Annotated in this window: 17 protein-coding genes; all 17 read left to right on the top strand. The window is 67.1% G+C overall.

The window, feature by feature from the left end; all coding sequences use genetic code 11:
- Window positions 1-10 precede the first annotated feature (10 nt).
- The 17 genes from QFZ58_RS02340 to QFZ58_RS02260 all read left to right on the top strand — a co-directional run bounded on the left by QFZ58_RS02340 (window position 11) and on the right by QFZ58_RS02260 (window position 13,211).
- Complete coding sequence (locus QFZ58_RS02340) at window positions 11-256, top strand: DNA-binding protein (protein WP_307123197.1); 246 nt, start codon at window positions 11-13, stop codon at window positions 254-256.
- Window positions 257-521: 265 nt separating this feature from the next.
- A complete protein-coding gene (locus QFZ58_RS02335; protein ID WP_307123196.1) occupies window positions 522-2,939 on the top strand; it encodes a glycerophosphodiester phosphodiesterase in 2,418 nt (805 codons plus the stop codon).
- Between the two features lie 13 nt (window positions 2,940-2,952).
- Entirely contained in the window at window positions 2,953-3,657 is a 705-nt protein-coding gene (locus tag QFZ58_RS02330; protein WP_307123195.1) for a glycosyltransferase family 2 protein, read from the top strand.
- Window positions 3,654-4,253, top strand: coding sequence for a bifunctional 2-polyprenyl-6-hydroxyphenol methylase/3-demethylubiquinol 3-O-methyltransferase UbiG (locus QFZ58_RS02325; RefSeq protein WP_307123194.1), 600 nt, complete (start codon window positions 3,654-3,656; stop codon window positions 4,251-4,253). The genes QFZ58_RS02330 and QFZ58_RS02325 overlap by 4 nt, the downstream gene beginning before the upstream one ends.
- Window positions 4,253-5,125 carry an NAD-dependent epimerase/dehydratase family protein gene (locus QFZ58_RS02320; protein WP_307123193.1) on the top strand — a complete coding sequence of 291 codons (873 nt, stop codon included), beginning with the start codon at window positions 4,253-4,255 and terminating at the stop codon, window positions 5,123-5,125. The genes QFZ58_RS02325 and QFZ58_RS02320 overlap by 1 nt, the downstream gene beginning before the upstream one ends.
- Before the next feature lie 26 nt (window positions 5,126-5,151).
- Complete coding sequence (locus tag QFZ58_RS02315) at window positions 5,152-5,415, top strand: hypothetical protein (RefSeq protein WP_307123192.1); 264 nt, start codon at window positions 5,152-5,154, stop codon at window positions 5,413-5,415.
- Between the two features lie 18 nt (window positions 5,416-5,433).
- Entirely contained in the window at window positions 5,434-5,997 is a 564-nt protein-coding gene (locus tag QFZ58_RS02310) for a hypothetical protein (RefSeq protein ID WP_307123191.1), read from the top strand.
- Between the two features lie 25 nt (window positions 5,998-6,022).
- Complete coding sequence (locus QFZ58_RS02305; RefSeq protein WP_307123190.1) at window positions 6,023-6,211, top strand: hypothetical protein; 189 nt, start codon at window positions 6,023-6,025, stop codon at window positions 6,209-6,211.
- Entirely contained in the window at window positions 6,211-6,429 is a 219-nt protein-coding gene (locus tag QFZ58_RS02300; protein WP_307123189.1) for a hypothetical protein, read from the top strand. Before QFZ58_RS02305 ends, QFZ58_RS02300 begins: the two co-directional genes overlap by 1 nt.
- Window positions 6,429-6,782, top strand: coding sequence for a hypothetical protein (locus QFZ58_RS02295; protein ID WP_307123188.1), 354 nt, complete (start codon window positions 6,429-6,431; stop codon window positions 6,780-6,782). Before QFZ58_RS02300 ends, QFZ58_RS02295 begins: the two co-directional genes overlap by 1 nt.
- Window positions 6,779-7,084: a hypothetical protein gene (locus QFZ58_RS02290; RefSeq protein WP_307123187.1), complete on the top strand. Its 306-nt coding sequence runs from the start codon at window positions 6,779-6,781 to the stop codon at window positions 7,082-7,084. The genes QFZ58_RS02295 and QFZ58_RS02290 overlap by 4 nt, the downstream gene beginning before the upstream one ends.
- On the top strand, window positions 7,077-7,313 hold the full coding sequence (locus tag QFZ58_RS02285; RefSeq protein WP_307123186.1) for a hypothetical protein: 237 nt from the start codon (window positions 7,077-7,079) through the stop codon (window positions 7,311-7,313). Before QFZ58_RS02290 ends, QFZ58_RS02285 begins: the two co-directional genes overlap by 8 nt.
- A gap of 321 nt (window positions 7,314-7,634) precedes the next feature.
- A complete protein-coding gene (locus tag QFZ58_RS02280; RefSeq protein ID WP_307123185.1) occupies window positions 7,635-7,838 on the top strand; it encodes a hypothetical protein in 204 nt (67 codons plus the stop codon).
- A gap of 780 nt (window positions 7,839-8,618) precedes the next feature.
- Window positions 8,619-9,257 (top strand): bifunctional DNA primase/polymerase, encoded by a 639-nt coding sequence (locus tag QFZ58_RS02275; RefSeq protein WP_307123184.1) that lies wholly within the window; start codon window positions 8,619-8,621, stop codon window positions 9,255-9,257.
- Between the two features lie 86 nt (window positions 9,258-9,343).
- Window positions 9,344-9,781 (top strand): hypothetical protein, encoded by a 438-nt coding sequence (locus QFZ58_RS02270; protein ID WP_307123183.1) that lies wholly within the window; start codon window positions 9,344-9,346, stop codon window positions 9,779-9,781.
- Between the two features lie 236 nt (window positions 9,782-10,017).
- Window positions 10,018-11,769: a terminase gene (locus QFZ58_RS02265; protein WP_307123182.1), complete on the top strand. Its 1,752-nt coding sequence runs from the start codon at window positions 10,018-10,020 to the stop codon at window positions 11,767-11,769.
- The gene (locus tag QFZ58_RS02260) at window positions 11,766-13,211 is read left to right on the top strand and encodes a phage portal protein (protein WP_307123181.1); all 1,446 of its coding nucleotides are present in this window, start codon (window positions 11,766-11,768) and stop codon (window positions 13,209-13,211) included. The genes QFZ58_RS02265 and QFZ58_RS02260 overlap by 4 nt, the downstream gene beginning before the upstream one ends.
- Window positions 13,212-13,253 lie beyond the last annotated feature (42 nt).

The following is a 13,253-nucleotide window of genomic DNA, read 5'->3' as shown; positions in this document are numbered from 1 at the left end:
GGGTGACCACATGCCCGAGCAGCTCATCACCGAAGACCTCGCGGCCTACTGGACCGGACGACCCGCCACCACCATCCGCAGGTGGGCCGCAGAAGGCAGACTCACCCGCCACCAAGACCACGGGCGGCGCAAAAACGGTGTGCTCTACAGCCTCAAAGAGCTGCCCGTCGCCGAACGCGACGCAGATACCCGAGCCCTGATCACCCCAGCACCGACACCACCGATCCTCGGCCAAGACGACTTACTGGCCGCCTAATCCCCTGCGCTGGTGGGCGCAGGTAGGGCCTCGATGCGCCACGCGCTCGGCCCCCATGTCCGCCCGGTCGAGGGTCCGGGCGGACACAGACTTGGGGACTACCGGCCCCAAGTTCGAGGACTACCGGCCTCGAACGTGCCCAGCCGACTCCGGATAAGTCGGCGGGGCACATAAAGCCCGGGACTTCCAGTCCCGACGTGACCCCGCCGTCGAACACTCCCCCGTCCGACGGCGGGGCCACACCCCACACGGCAGGAGGACCGCCATGGCACTGCCCGACGACCTCCCCACCGTCACCCTCACCGGCACCTACACCCACCCCGACGGATCCCCCATGAAAGGGTCCGTCAGCATCACCCCCGTCCCAGGCAAGATCGTGGCCGCAGACAGCGGGCTCACAGTCCAAGGCCGGGCCAAGCAAAAGTTCGACGGCAACGGCGCAGTCAGCCTCACCGTCCTCGCCACCGACGCCGCCGGGATCAACCCGGAAAACTTCACCTACCGGGTGACGATCGCGTTCCCCGACGCGACCGGCGACAGCTTCTTCATCGCACTCCCCGCCAGCGCCCCCACCGTGCAGCTCCCCGCGATCACCCCCGCCTCCCCGTCCGAAGGCGACTACGTCGTCGTCACCGGACCGGCCGGACCCGAAGGTCCCGCCGGTACTGCCGGGGAGCCTGGCCCGCAGGGCCAACCGGGCCCGCCCGGATCCAACGCAGACGCCGAGCAGTACACCGACGACGCTGTTGCCGCCGAAGCCACCCGCTCCGACGCCGCCTACGACCCCACCGGCGCCGCTGCGACCGCCCGCACCCAAGCCATCAGCACCGCAGCAGACGACGCGACGACCAAAGCCGCGGCAGCTCAGGCCGCCGCCACCGGTACGGCCAGCGCAGACGCCACCAGCAAAGCCAACGCCGCGCAAGCCGCAGCCGCCATCGACGCCACAACGAAAGCGGCAGCAGCCCAAGCCGCAGCCATCTCAACCGCAGCAGCAGACGCCACAACCAAGGCCGGCACAGCACAGAGCACGGCAACGACCGCAGCCGCATCTGACGCCACCAGCAAAGCCAACGCGGCTCAGGCTGCAGCCATAAGCACGGCGTCCTCCGACGCTACGACCAAGGCCAATGCCGCACAGTCCGCCGCTGTCGCCGCAGCCTCATCGGACGCCACCACGAAGGCGAACGCCGCCCAGGCCGCCGCGACCACAGTGGCAGCAGGTGACGCGACTACCAAGGCAGGCAACGCGCAGACCGCCGCAGTAAGCGCCGCCGCCACTTCTGCCGCAACCCTGTACCTTCCGAGCGCCATCCAGACCATCGACTCGTACCTCGCCGGCGCTAGCCCCGCCTCGCCACGGTTCTTCGCCCACCGAGGCGGCGGCATGGTCCGGCCCGAGCACACCATGGCCGGCTACCGGGCGTCCGCAGCCCAGGGCTTTCCGCCCGAGGTGTCCGCCAACATCGACGGTTCCGGTGAGCTGTGGTGCATCCACGACCCGACGATGGACCGCACCACGTACAAGACCGGCGCCGTCAATAGCTACCTCACCGAAGAGATCGGGCAGCAGGTCCTCACCAACGGGCGGGTCATGCTCGGCCCCGGCTGGACTGAACAGCCGATGGTGCCGTTGCGCCAGGTCCTCGATGAGTTCCTCGGTAAGATCCCGATCTTTCTCGAGGCCAAGGGCAACGACGCTGTTGTCCCCACCCAGACCCTGCTGAGCACGTACTACCCGCACGCCCCCCGCTCGGTGATCTGGAAGTGCCACATCGGCACGGCGAGCCTGCCCTGGGCCAAGGACCCGTCACGGAACTACAAGACCTGGGTGTACCTCGACGACGGAACATCGGATGCGGCGATCACCGCGAAAGACCAGTACATCGACTACCTCGGTGTCTCCACGACCATGGCGGATGCCAGGGTCGCCCAGATCGTCGCTCGCGGGAAGCCGGTCTTCTCCTGGCCCGTCTACCGGCGCAGCCAGGTCGCGCGGCTCACCGGGCTTGGGGTCGTCGGCATCATGGCGTCCGACCCCCGGTACGTATCCACTGCCCTGCCGCAGCGCACCGCGTCCAGGTGGGACCTCCAGGTCAAAGAATCCGGGGGCACCCCGGGGCTGGACTACGACGCCACCTATTCGCTGCTGTTCGCTCCGGCCCCTGATGTCGGCTGGGTCAGCATCAACGCCTTGCCCAATCAGTCTTATGGGCTGGGAACCTATGCGCCGGTGCAGGGCAGTGCGGCTGGCTACCGGATCGCCTTCGACATGAAGTACAAAACCCTGCCCGCGGCAACGGTCCACGGCGGCTTCTACTTCGGGAAGGCCGCCGACGATGGCTACCGGTTCAGCACGGCGAACGCGAGCGGCGGCTACCACGTGGTGATGCGGGCATCTGGCGACATGCAGCTGTACCGGCACACCGCAGGGTCGACGACGGGAACCCAGATCGGGTCGACAATCACGACGCCGGCCCCGATCGCCGACACGGCCATGAGCTTCCAGATCAACGTGACGCCGACGACAGTCGAACTGAAACGCACCGACGGGGCCGGCTGGACTACTGGGCCCATCGCCGACACGACCTACCGCGGTGGTTACCTCGGCCTGTCGAACGGCAGCATCACCGACCTCACCACCCGCCCCTACTGGCGGAACCTCGTCATCACCCAGCTGTAGAAGGGCCCGCGCCATGGCCGACGACCTGCTCGTCATCATCCCCACCCGAGGACGCCCCCAAGCCGTCATGGCGCTCGTCAGGGCGTGGCATGAGACGGGGGCGACTGCGGACCTGCTGTTCGCCGTCGACAACGACGACCCGGAGCTCGACGCGTACAAGCGTGAGGCTGCGAAGTTCATGAAGGGTGGCCAGGTCCGCTTCGTATTCGGGAAGCGGATGCGGCTGTGCGGCACCCTGAACCAGCAGGCGGTCAAGGCGGCAAAGAGGTACCGGTACCTGGCGTTCATGGGCGACGACCACCGGCCGAGGACCGCCGGGTGGGACGAGCGGATTCGGGTCTGCCTGTCCGGTGGCCCCGGCGTCGTTTACGGCAACGACTTGCTGATGGGGGAGCGGATGCCGACTGCGGTCGCCATGACCGCCGACATCGTGCAGACCCTCGGCTACTTCAGCCCGCCCACCCTGGTGCACCTGTGCCTGGACCTGTGCTGGCTTGACTGGGGCCGGGGCATGGGGCGCATCACCTACCTCGACGACATGGTCATCGAGCACCTACATCCCGCCAACGGCAAGGCCGAACTGGACGCTGGGTACGAAGAGGTCAACTCCGAAGCCATGGTCTCCGCCGACAGCACCGCGTACTACGACTACCGGGACAACGGTGGGCTCGCCGACGACCTGGCGAAGCTCCGAAAGCTCGTCGAGGAGGCATCGTGACCGTCGACGACGTCATCCGGGCGTGGGACCAGGCCGACCCCACTGCGATCCACCCGCTCCGGCAGGTCTCCGAGGGCACCTACTGGGAATCCGGCAAGGTGCAGGCCAGCATGCTCGCCAGCATGATCCCCGATGGGGCCAAGGTCATGGACTTCGGTGCTGGTGACGGCCGCGTCGCCATCCCGCTTGCCGGGCTCGGCTACGAGGTGACCGCCGTCGACGCCTCCCAGAACATGCTCGACAGGCTCACCGCACACGCCCCCGACATCAACGCCGTGCGAGCCGACGCTGACGGCATCGCCGGACACCTCGGCCGCCGCCGCATGGACGCCGTGTACTGCCTGGCCGTCCTCATCCACCACAGCTACACGGACTGCCTGCACATCATCGGCAAGCTCCGGGCAGCCACCAAGCTCGGCGGGATCCTCGTCCTCGACTGGCCGCTCTCCGACACGCCCGCCGAGGCCGACTCGTGGATCGGCGTCACCACCTGGTCCCGCGAACAGCAGTACAAGGCGTGCGCGGCCATCGGACTCGAACCTGTCGACAGCGACCTCCCATGGGGCGTCTACCGGGCAGTGAAGGCAGGCAGCTGATGCGCGTCCTCCTGAGCGGCCACCGGGGCTTCATCGGCCGCCACCTGCACGCCGCGCTGGAAGCCCGTGGCGACTACGTCGTCGGCATCGACCTCAACAACGGCAGCAGCGTCGACGCCCTTGACTACTTCCGGACCGCCGACGCCCAATACGACCTCGCAATTCACTGCGCCGCGAACGTCGGCGGCCGGGCGGTCATCGACGGATCCCCGCTCGCCGTCGCCACGAACCTTGCGCTCGATAGCTGGTACTTCCAGTGGCTGGTTCGCACTGGCACCCCACGCGCCGTGTTTTTCAGCTCGTCGGCCGCGTACCCCGTCGAGCTCCAGCAGCCCGGCGACATTCACCGGCTGACCGAAGACGACATCAACCTCGACAACCCCGGCCTCCCCGACGCCACCTACGGGCTCGCCAAGGTGACAGGGGAGCGGCTCGCCCAGTACGCCGAAGCCGAAGGATGCCGCGTCCACGTCCTCCGCCCCATGTCCGGGTACGGGGCCGACCAGGACGACTGCTACCCCTTCCCCGCCTTCATCGGCAGGGCCAAGCGGCGCGAAGACCCCTTCGAAGTCTGGGGCGACGGCAGCTCAACACGCGACTGGATCCACGTAGACGACGTGGTCGGAGCCACCCTCGCCGCCATCGACCAGGACGTCACCGGGCCGATCAACCTTGGCTGGGGCCGGGCCACCAGCTTCGACCAGCTCGCCGGCTACGTCACCCAAGCCGCCGGATACGCCCCGCTCATCAAGCACCTGCCGACCGCCCCGCAGGGGGTGCATCACCGGGTGTGCGACCCGACCCGGATGCTCAGCTTCTACCAGCCTGAGGTGACCTTGGAAGAGGGCATCCGGCGGGCGCTCGACTCCTGACCCCGACCACCATCGGAGCCCACGCCATGGCTGACCCCACCGTTGCTCTTGTCGTCGCTGCCGAACTGGAAGAGGCGTTCAAGAAGCACGAGCACCTCCTGCCGGGCCGCACCGTGAGCCGAAAGCTGAACGGCGGCGAGCGACACGTCATCTTCGAGCGCACCGCCCCCGACGCTCCTTCCGGAGCCGTGACCATGCTGCCCATCTATAGCGTGACCGCGCCGCCCGAGCGATGCGTCCAGCTCGACCACATCGAGTACTACGACGCCGACGACCAGCTGATCACCTAAGCCCCCGGAGCCCGCGCCATGGATCTCCACACCTGGATCACCCAGCAAGTCGACCGCGCCGAAGAGGCCGCCCGTGCCGAGCTGGAGCACCGGCTGGTCGTCTTCCAACCGCACAACGGAGGACCCGCCATCACCGGCGTCGTCACCGGTACCACGCCGTGCGCAGACGGCATCCAGCTCGACGTCTCCCAGTGCGGCGTTGAACCACGAGACGGCACCCCTGCACCAGTCGAGTCCGTGACCGCTACGCTCCGCCGCTGCGAAGCGGACCGCCGCATCCTCGCCCGGCACAACGTCGACCCCGAGGCGAGCGACAGCCAGATGTTCGCGACGGCCTGCCACGGCTGCGGCACCTACGGCTACTGCGACGACCCGAACACCGAGAACCTCAACGACTGCCCCGAGCTGCTCGACCTCGCGCACGCCCACGGCATCACCCCCGCCACGCTTGCCGGACTCGACCGGCCGCAGTCACCCGAGCCGAACCCGTCCACGGGGCCGCGCCTCGCCCACTGGCTCACCCCGCCCATCACCACCAGCGACGTGCCCGCATCCCTACGCGGGCCCCGCTGGAAGCCATAACCCACCACACCCTGGAGCCCGCGCCATGGCCCGAACTGAAGAAGACCCCTCGATCCAGCAGCGAGTCGAAGACGTCATCAGGGACTTCCCCTTCGACAACTACGGCCTCAACGACATCGACATCGCCCTCAACGACCACCCGGACGATCAGGAATGGGTACCCGACCTCGCACGCAAGGTGCTGGCCACACTGGACGAGGCGGTGAGCGGCTGATGACCGACGCACCCCGCTACCGCGAACGCGAACTCGCCAGCGGCACCCTCCGTGAAGCCGCCACCCACCTCAACGCCATGCCCACCGGCCAGGTAGCCAGCGCCGAGATCACCGCACGCGCCAGCCAGGCGCAGGCCATCGCCACCGTCGCCATCGCGCAAGCCCTCCTCGAAATCGGCGACGTCCTCCGCGAACACCTGAGCCGAGGTGACGCCTGATGGCCCGCTTGCAGATCCTCGAACTCCCCGAAGGCGTAGACGACAACCGGCCGCCATTCGTGCTCGTCATCGACCAGTACACGGCGCAGCGATACGTCCTCGGGCCCGACCAGCCGGAGCCCGTCGACCAGTTCGAGCACGTCGCCGAGAAGATCGGCGCCCGCGCCATTCTCGCCTTCGAAGAGACCATCGACATCCCCGCCAACGAGATCACCCTCAGCGATGCCGCCGACGGCAACGTCGTCCGCATCCGCGTCGAACCCGACCTCGAAGGATTCACCGAGAAGGTCATGGCCGAAGTCGCCAAGGCTCAGGTCGAAGCGATCGACGCTGTACGGCAGGCCCGGCTGTGAGCGGCGGCAGCTACAACTACCTGTACTGCCACGTCAGCGGCCTCGAAACCCAACGCGGCGACATCGAAGCCATGCGCGACCGCCTCGCCGGCCTCGAAGCTGACCGCATCCCAGGCGCCGCGCGAGCAGCCCGGCTCACCCGGTACGTCCTCATCCACCTCGACCTCGCCGAACAAAAGGCCCAGGAGCTCACCGACGTCTGGCACGCCATCGAATGGTGGGACTCCAACGATTACGGCGAAGACGACGTCCGCGAAGCCCTCGCCGAATGGTGGGACAAGGCGGACCCCACTCATGGCTGACCAGCAGATCGGGCAACTCCTCGACAGCCTCGGCGTCACCGCCGACCTCGACGACGGCGACTACGTCACCGACGCACTCGTCATCCTCAAAGTCCTCCAACCCGACGGATCCATCGCCCTCAGCATCGGCGCCACCGACACCCGCGACTGGATCAACCAAACCGGACTCCTCCGCAGCGCCATCGACATCAGCGAAGGGAACATCCGACGCGCCGACGACGACGGCTGAGGAGGCCAGCATGAGCGGAGGCTGGCAAGGATCCGATCGGCGCAAAAGACTTCCGCCAGGCTGGACAAAGATCCGGGCCCGCATCCTCGAACGAGACCCGATCTGCAAGATCTGCGACGTGAGGCCATCGGCGTTCTGCGATCACATCATCGCCAAGGCCGACGACCACAACGACACCGGACTCCAAGGCGTCTGCGGCCCATGCCACGACCAGAAGTCCGCACGCGAAGGGGCAGCCGCCGCCAAGGCCAAAGGGCGGCCCGGGCGCAACAGGTCCCCGGAGAGAAACACCCCGGCCTTCTCTGAACCAAGGCGGTGACCATGGCCCGCTACCTGATCCGGCACCCCGGCAAGCAGAGCGACGACATCCTCATCGAAGACCCCGCCCTCGCTCTCGACTTCCACGGGAACTGGGCTGTCTTCAGCGACAAGGAGGGCGTCTACCTCGCGCTCCCCGCCAATGAGGCCCAGATCGAACGGGTAGACGAAGCCCAGGACCACGAGCCCGCGCCACAGAAGGAGTGAGCACTGTGGCAAGCAAGGGACGAAGCAGTCGAGGACGAAGCCAACGAGGCAACGCCGAGACGCTCCGCAGATACTGGAGCACGGGAGCCGGCGCAGCCAAGATCCGATGGGGAACGCCAGGCGACTGGGGTCGCTGCAACCGGCAGCTGTCCAAGTACATGGGAGCTCGGGCCAAGGGGTACTGCAACCTGATGCACCGCCGCACCACTGGGGTCTACAGCGGCAGTAGGGCCAACGTCGGCCGGCGCAGGTAGTCGAACGCTTCGGCGAGAAAGGTCAAAGAGTCGAAGCGAAAGCGTCGACGAGCGAGGCAGGCTGACCGCCGGCATGCCACGCACTGGCAGGCAGGGTGGACGCGGGCCGGCGAGGCAGGTCATGGGCGAGGCGAGCATGGTGAGGTCGCGATGGTCATGCATCGACGTGATCACTCGATGAGTGATCAAGGTTCGTTGATCGAGCATCAACGATCAACGCGACTCGGATTCGAGTGATGACCTTGACGGTTCGGGTGGTCAGCCTCTTGACCTTGCCCAATGATCCAAAGGGTCACCGGAAACCATGATCAAACCGGCCATGATCACCTGGGGGGATACCCATGATCATGATCTTTTAGAGATCGGGGCCGTATAGCACCTGACCCTGTGTACGGGTTCCCAAGGCCCCCGGCCTGCGGGAACGCGTGACCAAGCGCTTAGGTCGCCGCTCGGTCGCCATGCCTTCGTTGGCATCTATGCAGGTCAAAGGGCTGTAGCCGTGGCATCGATGCGCTAGACTGGTCTCGTGACCACGACCGCGCGCCGCACTCACTGCGAGTCCTGTGCCGGCCCGATGCCGCTGATGGCCCGGGCCGACGCCAGGTTCTGCGGCGATACCTGCCGGAAGCGTGCACATAGGGCGCGGGCTTCGGCTGAGCGTGAGCGCGTGACCGTGGAGCAGGCGGCCCGGGTCCCGGTCGAACTGACCTCCCGACCGCGATGGGTGCGCTACAGCTCGCGGAAGGTGCCGCTGCGGGTGGACGGCAGGTTCGCCGCGGTCAATGACCCCTCGTCCTGGTCGGACTTCGATGCTGCTGCCACTGCGCCAGCGGGTGAGGGCGTCGGGTTCGTCCTGACCGCGCATGACCGGATCGTCGTGGTCGACCTGGACCATGCGGTTGAGGCCGGCCAGCTGTTGCCGTGGGCGCAGCGGATCGTGGATGCGCTGCCTGCGACGTACATGGAGCGCGGCCGGTCCGGTACGGGCCTGCACCTGTGGTTCCGCGGCGAGGTTCCTGCTGGTCGGCGGATCCGTCAGGGCGAGTTGGCGGTTGAGGTGTACTCCGACCGCCGCTACATCATCATCGGCGACCGGGTGCCCGGTACGCCTCTTGAGCTTGCCGAGCTGCCTGATGCGGCCGGTGTGATTGCCTTGCTCGTGTGACGCCCCGGCGGCGTCCCTGAGGGGGCGTTGTCGTTGATTCAGCCCTTCGCACGCCCTGGTGGCGTGCTCTGACCCTGGAGGTCGTCATGGGCGCATACGGACCTATCCCGAAGCGTTCTGAAGAGCGCCGCCGCCGGAACAAGGACGATGGCCCGGAGATGATTCAGGCCCCATCGGGGGGCCCTCAGGATCTGCCTGACCTGCCGGAGCCGGATGCGCTGTGGCATCCGATCGCTTCGGACTGGTACCTGTCGCTCCGCGACTCGGGGCAGTCGGCGTTCTATGAGCCGTCGGACTGGGCGATGGCCCGGTATGCGGCCCATGTGATGTCGCAGGTGCTGCTGTCGGAGCGGGGGCCGAACGGCCAGCTGGTCGCGGCGCTGAACTCAGTGATGTCTTCCCTGCTGACGACTGAGGGCGACCGGCGCCGGGCGCGCATGGAGCTGGAGCGAAAGAAGCCGGCCGGGCCGAAGCTGGCATCGGTGAGCCCGCTGGACTCCTACCGCGACATTGCAGGGGGCTGACGTGTTGATGTACGTCATCTGTGCGGGCAGTCAGGCTGAGGCGCGGGCCTGGGCCCGTCTCCATGGCATCCCGCAGCGGCAGTGCTTGTACGCCGCCAAGACGCGGACGATCGAGGGCCTTCGCGACTTCGCCGTGGTCCGGCTGCGGGGCTTCTTCGACCGGCCGGACCGGGATGAGATCGAGGCATGTCTGCGTAGGAACGAATTGAAGCGGCGTTCCCCGCTGGTCACCCGTCATGACTCAGGAGACTGACGAGCAGGTCCCCGACGTCGTCGAACCCTTCACGCTCGGCCCCACATGGAAGCGCGGCCCAGACGGCAAGTTCGTCCTCCCCGAGTACACGCTGGGCTGGCATGCGCTGGCGTGGACGAAGACGTACCTGCAGCACTACGTCGGCCGGCCGTGGCAGTACACGCCCGAGCAGGCCCGGCTGACGCTCTGGTGGTACGCCATGGACCCGGTGACGAACCGGTTCTTGTACCGCGACGGCGTGATTCAGCGACTGAAGGGCCACGGCAAGGACCCGCTGGTGGCGACGTATTCGGCCTTCGAGTTCGTTGGCCCGTGCCGATTTGAGCAGGTCGCCGAAGCGGGCAACGAGTGGGGCGTTCCGGCCGGCCAGCCGCTGGGGATGCAGCACCCGGCGGCGTGGGTGCAGATTGCCGCGGTGTCGCAGGACCAGACGCGGAACACGATGACCTTGTTCCCTTTGCTTCTTACGAAGCGGGCGATCGAGGAGTACCGGATCGACCTCGGCAAGGAGATCATCTACGCCGACAAGGGCCGGGCCCGGATCGAAGCGGTGACGTCGTCGCCTCGCGCCCTCGAAGGGGGGCGGCCGACGGCCGTAAATATGGGGGAAACGCATCACTGGCTGGCTTCGAATGGGGGCCATGAGATGGCCGCCGTGATTGAGCGCAACGCCACCAAGTCGGCCGATGGGCAGGCCCGGTCGCTCGCCAACACCAACGCCTTCGAGCCCGGTGAGGACTCGGTGGCCGAGCAAACGCGCGACGCCTACGAAGCTGTCGAGGCCGGCCGGGCTGAGGATGTCGGGTTGTTCTACGACTCGTTGGAGGCTCCGCCTGAGGCGAAGCTGACGGAGGCGTGGATTGAGCCGACGTTGCGGGCGGTTCGAGGGGACTCGACGTGGCTGGACATTGACCGGCTGAAGGCATCGATCCTTGACACCCGTAACCCGGCGAGCCGGTCTCGGCGCTTTTGGTACAACCAGATCGTCGCTGCTGAGGATGCATGGATGGCCCGCTATGAGTGGGAGGCCTGCAAGCGCGAGGATCTGGCGCTGGCGGATGGCGACGAGATCGTCATGTTCTTCGACGGGTCGAAATCGGATGACGCGACTGGTCTGGCTGCTTGCCGCATGTCGGACGGTCTGGTGTCGACGCTGGGGGTGTGGCAGAAGCCGCCGAACTGGCCGGCACCGGAATCGCCGGGCTATGTGCCGTACCAGGTGCCGCGCGAGGACGTCGACGGCGTCGTGCAGAACGCGTTCACTCGGTTCAAGGTGCTGGCCTTCTTCGCCGACCCGGGCTCCGGTCAGGACGAGGACGGCGAAATGTACTGGGACACGTTCCTGGACCGCTGGGGGCAGGCCTACGGGAAGAAGCTCCTACTCCGGGCCGTCATCGCTGGGTCGAAGGCTCATGCCGTCCGCTGGGACATGCGTGACCGTCGGAACCAGGAGACGTTCACGGATGCGGTGAAGCGAACCCGTGAGGACATCTTGCAGCGCCAGTTGGTTCATGACGGCCACAAGGTGATGCGTACTCATGTGATCAACGCCCGGAGGCGGACGAATGCTTGGGGGATCACGATCGGTAAGGAGCACCGCGAGTCCGCCCGGAAGATCGACCTTGCGATCTGCATGATCGGCGCCCGGATGTTGCGGCGAACCATCCTGAACAGCCCGAAGAACGAGAAGCGCAAGACTGCGCGCGGCAAGGGACGGGTGGTGGTGCTGCGATGACCGTTTCCATCCCTGACCTGCCGTTGCTGTATCTGTCGGATGACGAGCTGGCCCTCATCCAGATGCTCCGTGCGGACATGATGCGGGACCGGTACGCGCTGTTGTTGAGGGACGCGTACTTCAATGGCGAGCAGCTGGTCCGTGACCTGGGGATCAGTATTCCTCCGCAACTCAAGGGCCTGCACACGATCATTGGGTGGCCGCGGGTCGGGGTCGAATCGTTGGAGGAGCGGATCGACCTGGAGGCGGTCCGGTGGGCGGACGGGTCGGACAGTGTGGAGCTGGACGAGATCGTCGAGGCGAACGACCTGATCGAGGAGTCGAGCCTGGCCCACACGGATGCGCTGATCTACGGTCGCGAGTACCTGTCTGTTGGCTCCGGTGACTGCGGTGATGATTGCCCGCCGTTGATCACGGTGGAGTCGCCGCTGGACATGACGCTGCTGTGGGATGCCCGCCTGCGGATGGGCACTGCTGCGCTGAGGGAGTGCGCGGCCGACAGCTATATCGAGTCGGGGCCCGAGGAGCGAATGCTGGTCCTGTACACCCCAGATCAGACCATCACCTGCCTGCCGTCTTCGTCTGGCGGCTGGGAGGTTATCGACCGGGACATGCATCAGCTTGGCGTCGTTCCTGTGATCAGGATGGCGAACCGGCAGCGGACGGCGGACCGGGTTGGCCGGTCGGAGATCACGCCGGAGGTCATGTCGATCACGGATGCGGCGTGCCGCCGGCTGATGGGCATTGAGGTGGCGGCCGAGTTCTTCGGTGCACCGCAGCGCTATCTGCTGGGCGTGAGCGAGTCGGCATTCCAGGACGCTGACGGTACGGCGAAGTCGGCGTGGGAGACATACATCGGCCGGATGCTCGCCTTGGAGCGGGATGAGGATGGAAACGTCCCGGAGGTCGGACAGTTCTCGGCGCACGACCCGACCGGTATGACGAAGATCGTCGACTTGTACGCCCGGATCATGTCGGCCCAGTTCGGGCTGCCGCCGCACATGCTCGGCTACACCACAGACAACCCGGCGTCCGCGGATGCCATCCGCAGTACCGAGGCGAAGCTGGTGAAGCGCTCCGAGCGCCGGATCCGACGCTTCGGCTCCGCGTGGCAGCAGGCGATGCGCCTCGCATTGTGGGTGCGGGACGGGGAGCCGCCGGAGAAGACGCGCCGTATCGAGACCGTGTTCCGGAACCCGGCAACCCCGACGGTTGCCGCGCAGACCGACGCCACAGTCAAGCTCGTCCAGGCGGGCATCATCCCCGCCGACTCCGACGTGGCGCTGGAGATGGCCGGCCTGACCGAGGGACAGCGGCAGCGGGTTCGCGCTGACCGGCGCCGTTCTTCGGCTGGTGCCGGCCTGATGGACCGACTGGCGCAGCTCGACGATGGTGCGGAGGCCGCACCATCGGGGGTGCCTGATGGCGTCGACAGTCTCTGACGGGGACGGTGCTGCGGACCGCTACAGGCGGGCGCAGCGGGG

Source organism: Streptomyces sp. B1I3 (assembly GCF_030816615.1).
In the GTDB taxonomy this organism is placed as follows: Bacteria; Actinomycetota; Actinomycetes; order Streptomycetales; family Streptomycetaceae; genus Streptomyces.
This window is presented reverse-complemented; position numbering and strand designations above follow the sequence as displayed.

Bases quoted from the DNA above. Each gene is read 5' to 3' on its own strand.
- QFZ58_RS02340 (WP_307123197.1), top strand. From the start codon at position 11: ATGCCCGAGCAGCTCATCACCGAAGACCTCGCGGCCTACTGGACCGGA.
- QFZ58_RS02335 (WP_307123196.1), top strand. From the start codon at position 522: ATGGCACTGCCCGACGACCTCCCCACCGTCACCCTCACCGGCACCTAC.
- QFZ58_RS02330 (WP_307123195.1), top strand. From the start codon at position 2,953: ATGGCCGACGACCTGCTCGTCATCATCCCCACCCGAGGACGCCCCCAA.
- QFZ58_RS02320 (WP_307123193.1), top strand. From the start codon at position 4,253: ATGCGCGTCCTCCTGAGCGGCCACCGGGGCTTCATCGGCCGCCACCTG.
- QFZ58_RS02315 (WP_307123192.1), top strand. From the start codon at position 5,152: ATGGCTGACCCCACCGTTGCTCTTGTCGTCGCTGCCGAACTGGAAGAG.
- QFZ58_RS02310 (WP_307123191.1), top strand. From the start codon at position 5,434: ATGGATCTCCACACCTGGATCACCCAGCAAGTCGACCGCGCCGAAGAG.
- QFZ58_RS02305 (WP_307123190.1), top strand. From the start codon at position 6,023: ATGGCCCGAACTGAAGAAGACCCCTCGATCCAGCAGCGAGTCGAAGAC.
- QFZ58_RS02300 (WP_307123189.1), top strand. From the start codon at position 6,211: ATGACCGACGCACCCCGCTACCGCGAACGCGAACTCGCCAGCGGCACC.
- QFZ58_RS02295 (WP_307123188.1), top strand. From the start codon at position 6,429: ATGGCCCGCTTGCAGATCCTCGAACTCCCCGAAGGCGTAGACGACAAC.
- QFZ58_RS02285 (WP_307123186.1), top strand. From the start codon at position 7,077: ATGGCTGACCAGCAGATCGGGCAACTCCTCGACAGCCTCGGCGTCACC.
- QFZ58_RS02280 (WP_307123185.1), top strand. From the start codon at position 7,635: ATGGCCCGCTACCTGATCCGGCACCCCGGCAAGCAGAGCGACGACATC.
- QFZ58_RS02270 (WP_307123183.1), top strand. From the start codon at position 9,344: ATGGGCGCATACGGACCTATCCCGAAGCGTTCTGAAGAGCGCCGCCGC.
- QFZ58_RS02265 (WP_307123182.1), top strand. From the start codon at position 10,018: ATGACTCAGGAGACTGACGAGCAGGTCCCCGACGTCGTCGAACCCTTC.
- QFZ58_RS02260 (WP_307123181.1), top strand. From the start codon at position 11,766: ATGACCGTTTCCATCCCTGACCTGCCGTTGCTGTATCTGTCGGATGAC.